We start from the raw sequence: 7,960 nt of genomic DNA, 5'->3' as shown, positions 1-7,960 counted from the left end.
CTTCACCTTGTCGGAATCGGCAGCGACGCGGCCGTGGCAGGCGAGCGACATCTCGAAGGCGCCGCCCATGCAGGTGCCGTTGATCGCCGACACCCACGGCTTGCCGGAAGTCTCGATCTTGCGGAACAGGCCGGTCATGACGCCCGCATTGTCGAACAGGGCTTTGGTCGCCTTGCCCAAATCCTTCGCCTTGTCGGCGGCGAAGGCGCCCAGCATCTTCTGCAGCAAGGTGATGTCGGCACCGCCGGAGAAAGTATCCTTGCCGGAGGTGATGACCGCGCCCTTGATGGCCGCGTCGCCGGCGACATGGTCGACGATGGCGTTAAGCTCCCGCATCACCTCTTCGGTGAAGACGTTCATCGATCGATCCGGCATGTTCCAGGTGACCAGCGCAATGCCGTCGGCGTCGACGTCGAGGGTGAAATTGGTGTAGCTCATCTTCTCTCTCCCCGTCAGACGCGTTCGATGATGGTGGCGGTGCCCATGCCGGCGCCGATGCAGAGCGTGACCAGGGCGGTGTTCAGGTCACGGCGCTCGAGCTCGTCGAGCACGGTGCCGAAGATCATGGCGCCGGTGGCACCGAGCGGATGGCCCATGGCGATCGCGCCGCCGTTGACATTGATCTTGTCGTGCGGGATCTCGAAGGCCTGCATGTAGCGCAGCACCACCGAGGCGAAGGCCTCGTTGAGCTCGAACAGGTCGATGTCCGACAGCTTCATCTTGGCACGCTGCAAGAGCTTTTCGGTGACGTCGACCGGGCCGGTCAGCATCAGCACCGGCTCGGAGCCGATGTTGGCGAAGGCGCGGATGCGGGCGCGCGGCTTGATGCCCATCGCCTTGCCGGCCTTCTTGGAGCCGAGCAGGACGGCAGCGGCGCCATCGACGATGCCGGACGAGTTGCCGGCATGGTGGACGTGGTTGACCTCTTCGACTTCAGGGTGCTTTTGCACGGCAACCGCATCGAAGCCGCCCATTTCGCCGGGCATGACGAAGGACGGGTTGAGCGAGGCCAGCGATTGCATGTCGGTCGCCGGTCGCATGTGCTCGTCATGGTCGAGGATGGTCAGCCCATTCTGGTCCTTGATCGGGATCACCGAATTCTTGAAGCGGCCCTCGGACCAGGACTTGGCGGCGCGCTTCTGGCTCTCGACGGCATAGGCGTCGACATCGTCGCGGCTGAAGCCATACTTGGTGGCGATCAGGTCGGCCGAAATGCCTTGCGGCACGAACCAGCCGGGCAGGCCGACGGATGGGTCCATGAACCAGGCGCCGCCCGACATGCCCATGCCGACGCGCGACATCGATTCGACGCCGCCGGCGATGACGATGTCGTCGGCACCCTGCGCGATCTTGGCGGCGCCGAAATTGATGGCGTCGAGACCGGAAGCGCAAAAGCGCGAGATCTGCATGCCGGGCGCCTTGGTGTCGTAGCCGGCCTCGAAGGCGGCGGCGCGCGGAATTACCGAGCCCGCCTCGCCGACCGGGTCGACGCAGCCGAAGATGATGTCGTCGACAGTGCCGGTGTCGAGGCCGTTGCGGTCGCGCAGCGCCTCGAGCGTTTTGGCGGCGAGCCGCACCGCCGGCACCTCGTGCAGCGAGCCATCCTTCTTGCCTCTGCCGCGCGGCGTGCGCACGGCGTCATAGACGTAAGCTTCGGCCATTTTCCTGCTCCTTGGGTTTGCCGGTCGCCGCGCTCAGAGAGAGCGCCCGATCAGCAATTTCATGATCTCGTTGGTGCCGCCGTAGATGCGCTGGACGCGAGCGTCGCGGTACATGCGGGCGATCGGGTATTCATTCATGTAGCCATAGCCGCCGTGCAATTGAAGGCATTCGTCGACCACCTTGCCCTGCAGGTCGCTAAGCCAGTATTTGGCCATCGAGGCGGTGACCGGATCGAGGCCGCCATCGATGTGGCGGGCGACGCAGTCATTGTAGAAGACGCGGCCGATCGTGGCCTCGGTCTTCAGCTCGGCCAGCTTGAACTGGGTGTTCTGGAAATCGATGACCGCCTTGCCGAAGGCCTTGCGCTCCTTGACGTAGTCGATGGTCAAGGCGAGAGCGCGCTCGATCATGGCGATCGCACCGGTACCGATCTGCAGCCGCTCCTGCGGCAGTTGCTGCATCAGCTGGACGAAGCCCTTGCCTTCCTCATGGCCGAGCAGGTTCGAGGTCGGCACGCGCACGTCGTTGAAAAACAGTTCGGAGGTATCGTTGGCCTTCAGGCCGATCTTGTCGAGGTTGCGGCCGCGCTGAAAACCTTCGACCTCGTCGGTCTCGACGACGATCAGCGAAGTGCCCTTGGCGCCCTTTTCCGGGTCGGTCTTGGTGACGACGATGATCAGGTTGGCGAGCTGGCCATTGGTGATGAAGGTCTTGGAGCCGCTGATCTTGTAGTGGTTGCCGTCCTTCTCGGCGCGCGTCTTGACGCCTTGCAGGTCGGAGCCGGCGCCGGGCTCGGTCATGGCGATGGCGCCGATCAGCTCGCCGGTCGCGAGCTTGGGCAGCCACTTCTTCTTCTGCTCCTCGGAGCCGTAATGGAGGATGTAGGGGGCGACGATCGAATTGTGCAGACCGATGCCGAAGCCGTCGACGCCGACATGGCCGATCGCCTCGATGATGGCGCTCTCATGCGCGAAGGTGCCGCCCGAGCCGCCATATTCCTCCGGCATCGAGGCGCAGAGCAGGCCGGCCGCGCCTGCCTTCAGCCAGCTCTCGCGGTCGACCATCTCGTTCTTCTCGAACTCGTCATAGCGCGGCGCGATCTCTTCAGACATGAAGCGCGACGCCATGTCGTAGAGCATTGCGACCTCGTCCGCCGCCCAGGCGGGTTTTGGCAAGCCAAGAATTTCGGCTGGATTTGTCATGCCATTTCCTCCGTGGCGCTGGCGTCCCCCTCCCCCTTGAGGGGAAGGTGGCCGCGAAGCGGTCGGGAGGGGTCGCCGGCGACACGCTCAGCCTCACCTTTGACAAACTGCGCAACATGCCAGGCGCTATTGATAACATCCGGCTCGTCAATCCTAAGCACGACGTAGCCAAGCGACTGCAAATAAGCGTCGCGGTTCAAATCATGACGCTTGCCAGCCTCGGTTTCATGCAGGTCGCCGTCGACCTCCACAATGAGTTTGACCGACGGGCAGACGAAATCGACAATGTACGGGCCGATCGGCGATTGCCGCCTGAACTTCAAACTGTCAGCCATCAGCTCCCGCAATTCGTACCATAGCAAAGACTCCGCCTTCGTCGCATGGAGACGAAGCGAGCGTGCCTTCTGCCGCATTTCGAAACTCACCCGCGTCCGCGGCATTGCGATAGTCCTCCTCCCAGTGCGCATCCGTCAGAATTGGCGTCGAGCTCGTCGCGGGCGACCCCTCCCGACCCTTCGGGCCACCCTCCCCTCAAGGGGGAGGGGGACGCCGAGCATTTCTAGAACGCTTCCGCCGACAGCGCCATTAGCGCGTCCGCGCCACTGGAAATGCGGGCAAGCCGCGTCGCCGTCTCCGGCATGATCCGCTCCATGAAGAAGCGCGCCGTCACCAGCTTGTTGTCATAGAAGGCCGAGGAGCCGTTGGCGCCATCGGCGAGCTTCACGCCGGCGGCCTTCGCCATCTGCGCCCACATGTAGCCCAACGCCACCAGGCCGAAGAGGTGCATGTAGTCGGTCGAGGCGGCGCCCGCATTGTCGGGCTTGGCCATGGCGTTCTGCAGCAGCCACATGGTCGCCGCCTGCAGGTCGTTGAGGCCCTTCTTCAGCGCCTTGGTGAAGGGCGCCAACTTCTCGTCGGCACGGTTCTCCTCGCAGAACTCGCCGACCTCCTTGAAGAAAGCCTGTACGCCGCGGCCACCGTTCTGCGCCAGCTTGCGGCCGACCAGGTCGAGCGCCTGGATGCCGTTGGCGCCCTCATAGATCATGGCGATGCGGGCATCGCGCACGAACTGGCTCATGCCGTGCTCTTCGATATAGCCATGGCCGCCGAACACCTGCTGCGCCATCACCGCGTGGTCGAAGCCCTTGTCGGTGAGCACGCCCTTGACCACGGGCGTCAGCAGGCCGGTGTAGTCGTCGGCCGCCCGGCGATCGTTGTCGTCACCGGCGCGGTGCGCGACGTCCGACTTGATCGCGGTCCACAGCGCCAGCGCGCGGCCGGCCTCGTTATACGCCTTCATGGTCATCAGCGAGCGGCGGATGTCGGGATGGACGATGATTGGATCGGCCTTCTTGTCCGGCGCCTTGGCACCCGACAGCGACCGGCCCTGCAAGCGGTCCTTGGCGTAGGAGACGGCGTTCTGGTAGGCGATCTCCGACAGCGACAGCCCCTGCAGGCCGACGCCGAGGCGGGCCTCGTTCATCATCGTGAACATTGCCTTCAGGCCGCCATTGGCCTCGCCCAGCAGCGTGCCTTCGGCCTCGTCATAATTCATGACGCAGGTCGAATTGCCGTGGATGCCCATCTTCTCCTCGATCGAGCCGCAAGAGACGGCGTTCCTTTCACCTGGCTTGCCCGAGGCGTCGAGCTTGAGCTTCGGCACAATGAACAGCGAGATGCCCTTGACGCCTTCCGGCGCACCCTCGATGCGGGCCAGCACCAGGTGGACGATGTTGTCCGCCATGTCGTGCTCGCCGGCGGAGATGAATATCTTCTGACCGGAAATCTTGTAGGTGCCATTGCCGTTCGACACGGCCTTGGTGCGCAGCAGGCCAAGATCCGTGCCGCAATGCGGCTCGGTGAGGTTCATGGTGCCGGTCCATGCGCCCTCGACCAGCTTCGGCAGCCAGGTCGCCTTCTGCTCGTCGGTGCCGTGAGTGATGATGGCGGCGATCGCGCCTTGCGTCAGGCCCGGATACATCATCAGCGACATGTTGGCCGAGACCATATATTCGGAAACCGCCGTGTGGACCGTGTAGGGCAGGCCCTGGCCGCCGAACTCGGCAGGCGCGGCGAGCCCCATCCAACCGCCCTCGCGATACTGGTCGAAAGCCTTCTTGAAGCCCTTGGGCGTCGTCACCGAGCCGTCATCATGGCGCACGCAGCCTTCCATGTCGCCGACACGGTTGAGCGGATGCATGACGTTCTCAGCGAGCTTGGCGCCCTCGGCGAGGATCGCCTCGAGGACGTCGGGCGTCGCGTCGGAGAAGCCGGGAAGATTGGAATAGCGCTGATAGCCCAACACGTCGTTGAGCACGAACAGCGTGTCCTGGATCGGCGCCCTGTAGATCGTCATGCCTTCCTCCACCCTTGCGGTCTGGCCCTGCCAGCAAGTTCTCGATCAAAGCGCAGATCGGAGGCTGAGCCAATGTCGACGCCCCGATAGCAAAAATTGACGTTTGCGTAAACGTCAATCTTGTCGCAGACGCAAAATTTTCGTGAGCTGACGCATGGCCGCCAAAAGAAAGAGCCGCGCGGCACAGGCCGCGCGGCTCCTCGTCCGAGACTTTCCGCCGGAAGCCGGCGCACAGGATCAGCCGGCTGCGCTGGCCTGTGGCGGCGCGGCGCGTTGGGCAAGCATCTGGCGCACCGCGGTCATCGAGGCGCTCAACTCGTTGATGGCGTCGTCGATCAGCGCCCGCTGCTTCTGCAGGCGAGCGAGCTGCTTCTCGGACTTGTCGAGCGCCAGCCGCAGCTGCTTGGTGTTGGAGCCGGTCGGATCGTAGAGATCCATCATCTGCTTGACGTCGCGCAGCGAGAACCCGACCTTGCGGCCCAGCAGGATCAGCTTCAGCCGGGCCTTGTCGCGGCGCGTGTAGAGACGGGTCGAACCGTCGCGCTTCGGATTGAGCAGGCCCTTGTCCTCATAGAAACGTAGCGTGCGCAACGTCACGCCATATTTCTTGGCCATCTCGCCGATGCGGACAAGTTCCTCGCCGGTTTCAGTCGATATGTCATTGGTGTTGGCCGCGGCTTCGCCGGCCGAAACAAGCTTCATGGTCACTGGCTTTCCCCGTCTGGTGGCGCCGCGGTCCCGGACCTTGCGTCGCCTGAGTGGAAGCGGGGGCGTGCTTCCAGTCGTGGTTTCAACGAAAAATCGCAAAAGGGGGATCTGCACACCTCTTACGTTTACGTCAATTCTATACCGAGTGCCGGCTCATGACGCAAGGGTGTTCTAGGCTAAGAAACGTTATGCCGCACCCGTTGGCGACGAGCAGGATGCCCGGAACGATTTTTGCGGCGGCGACCGCAGTGGAAAGGATCATGCGCAAGTTCTTAAGCTTGGTTAACGCGTTGTTTACCACGTTGGGTGAAATGTGCGCATGTCGGTCACCCGTGTTTATCCTGTAGCGAATTTTTCACGGTTTTCGAAGCGCGGGCGAAAAGCCCGGGAGGCTAGCCCTCCGCCGCGGCAGAACCGCACGGTCGCCTTCGTCCCGGCGAGACTTTGGGGAATCCGGTCACGAGCCGGCAATTCTGAACACGGGCGCATCGATGAACAGCAAGCGGTCCTATCTCGATACACTCAATGCCGGCAGGCAGCGCAGGCCGCACACCACGCTCGAGCAGTTGAACCGCTCCCTGGAAACGCTGGAGCAGCGGCTGGAGCGGACGCGCGAGGATACGGCCGAGCGCCTCGACCCTCGCCGCCAGCCGGAACCGCGCTACGCCAGCGCCCAGCCTTACAGCCAGCCGCCGCGCTGGTACGAGGATCCGCAGCCGACGCCGCGACCAAAGACGCCGGCGCCGGCCGCGCCCGCGTTCGAGCAGAACTATCAGGCGATCGCCCGCGACATCGACCGCGTGCGCGGCCAGGAGGACAGCGTCGCCGTGGTCGGCAAGATCGCCGGCGAGCTGCGCGGCCTGCGCGAGGAATTGCGCCACCAGATGACCGCCGGCCTCAAGCGCGAGTTCGACGCGCTGCGCAACGACATCGAGCGCGCCTTCCAGGCGAATGGCCAGGCGGACAAGGGCAGCGCCGAGCTCGGCCTCGAATTCGAGCGGCTGTCCGGCGCCATCCAGACGCTGGCTGAGAAGAGCGACGACAGGAGCGTCAACCTGCTCAGGCTCGAGATGGAGCAGGTCAAGGGCGCGCTGGACACGCTGGCGCGCGAGGAAAGCGTGCGGGCGGTCGATCGCCGATGGGACGACTTCGACCGCCGCTGGAGCGCCTTCGAGGACCGTGTCGACGCCGACCAGCGCAAGCGCTCCGACAATCCAGGCCTTTCGGCGTTGACCGACCGCCTCGAGCAGATCAGCAATGCCGTCAACAACCTGCCGGAATCGCTGTCGCTGCGCTCACTGGAGGAAAAGGTGCGCACGCTTGCCGGTGCCGTCGACCAGTTCGCCAGCCAGCAGAGCAATCGCGGCAGCGACACGTTCGGCATGATCGACGAGCGGCTGGACGAGATCTCCCGCGCCATCGTCGCCTCGACCGTTGCCGCGCAGGCCAATGCCTTCGACCCGGAACCCTTCGAGCGCATCGAGAAGCGGATCGCCTCGCTGGCGCAGCAGATCGAGGAAGTGACCCAGGCCCAGCCCGGTCGAGAGGTTATGGACCGGCTCAACCTTCTGTCGAGCCGCGTCGACGAGCTGGCCGGCCGCGCCAACCTGCCGGAGCAGGCCATGGAACGGCTCGGCAGGCAAATCGCTCTGATCGCCGACAAAATCGACCACGCGCCAGCCATGCCCGATGCCGATCATATTTTCCAGGCACTTGAACAGCGCTTCGACGCGCTGTCGGGGATGATGGAACGCCGGCAGGGTGATGCGATCGAACAGGGCAACATGCTGTTTCGCGATCTCGAGCGGCGGCTGGACGAGGTTGCCGACAGGCTCGACCAGCGCATGCCGCAGGCCGACAGCGCCGGCATCATGGATGCCATCGACGCCCGCTTCACCGCGCTCGCCAAGCGCCTGGAGACGCGGGTCCCCGATCCCGCCAACGAAGCGGCGATCCGTGGCCTGGAAAGCCGGCTGGAAGACATATCAAGCCGGCTTGAAACATCGGCCGCTCAGGTCGCCGGCATCGACCC

The 7,960-nt window shown here is 64.2% G+C and carries 6 protein-coding genes and 1 pseudogene; 1 reads left to right on the top strand and 6 read right to left on the bottom strand.

What is annotated here, in order from left to right; genetic code table 11:
• The 6 genes from EN745_RS24675 to EN745_RS24650 form a co-directional block, all read right to left on the bottom strand.
• The coding region (locus EN745_RS24675; protein WP_189363152.1) for an enoyl-CoA hydratase-related protein at positions 1–438 on the bottom strand (438 nt) is incomplete at its 3' end.
• A gap of 14 nt (positions 439–452) precedes the next feature.
• Positions 453–1,661, bottom strand: coding sequence for an acetyl-CoA C-acetyltransferase (locus EN745_RS24670; protein WP_126056609.1), 1,209 nt, complete (start codon positions 1,659–1,661; stop codon positions 453–455).
• 33 nt (positions 1,662–1,694) lie between these two features.
• Complete coding sequence (locus EN745_RS24665; protein WP_127422479.1) at positions 1,695–2,864, bottom strand: acyl-CoA dehydrogenase family protein; 1,170 nt, start codon at positions 2,862–2,864, stop codon at positions 1,695–1,697.
• Positions 2,861–3,277: an endonuclease domain-containing protein gene (locus EN745_RS24660; protein ID WP_245482402.1), complete on the bottom strand. Its 417-nt coding sequence runs from the start codon at positions 3,275–3,277 to the stop codon at positions 2,861–2,863. The genes EN745_RS24665 and EN745_RS24660 overlap by 4 nt, the downstream gene beginning before the upstream one ends.
• A gap of 146 nt (positions 3,278–3,423) precedes the next feature.
• A complete protein-coding gene (locus EN745_RS24655; protein WP_127422478.1) occupies positions 3,424–5,220 on the bottom strand; it encodes an acyl-CoA dehydrogenase in 1,797 nt (598 codons plus the stop codon).
• Positions 5,221–5,457: 237 nt separating this feature from the next.
• Positions 5,458–5,922, bottom strand: coding sequence for a MerR family DNA-binding transcriptional regulator (locus EN745_RS24650; protein ID WP_126056613.1), 465 nt, complete (start codon positions 5,920–5,922; stop codon positions 5,458–5,460).
• A gap of 497 nt (positions 5,923–6,419) precedes the next feature.
• Between EN745_RS24650 and EN745_RS24645 the strand changes: the two are divergent.
• Positions 6,420–7,960, top strand: a pseudogene (locus EN745_RS24645) (peptidoglycan-binding protein); the annotation flags it as partial.

Origin of the sequence: Mesorhizobium sp. M4A.F.Ca.ET.022.05.2.1 (genome assembly GCF_003998845.1) — a bacterium.
Lineage (GTDB): Bacteria > Pseudomonadota > Alphaproteobacteria > Rhizobiales > Rhizobiaceae > Mesorhizobium.
The sequence above is the reverse complement of the archived record's forward strand: the minus strand, read 5'-3'. Positions and strand labels throughout refer to the sequence as shown.

Excerpts from the sequence above, each read along its gene's own strand:
- EN745_RS24650 (WP_126056613.1), bottom strand. The coding sequence starts at position 5,922 with ATGAAGCTTGTTTCGGCCGGCGAAGCCGCGGCCAACACCAATGACATA.
- EN745_RS24665 (WP_127422479.1), bottom strand. The coding sequence starts at position 2,864 with ATGACAAATCCAGCCGAAATTCTTGGCTTGCCAAAACCCGCCTGGGCG.
- EN745_RS24660 (WP_245482402.1), bottom strand. The coding sequence starts at position 3,277 with ATGCGGCAGAAGGCACGCTCGCTTCGTCTCCATGCGACGAAGGCGGAG.
- EN745_RS24655 (WP_127422478.1), bottom strand. The coding sequence starts at position 5,220 with ATGACGATCTACAGGGCGCCGATCCAGGACACGCTGTTCGTGCTCAAC.
- EN745_RS24670 (WP_126056609.1), bottom strand. The coding sequence starts at position 1,661 with ATGGCCGAAGCTTACGTCTATGACGCCGTGCGCACGCCGCGCGGCAGA.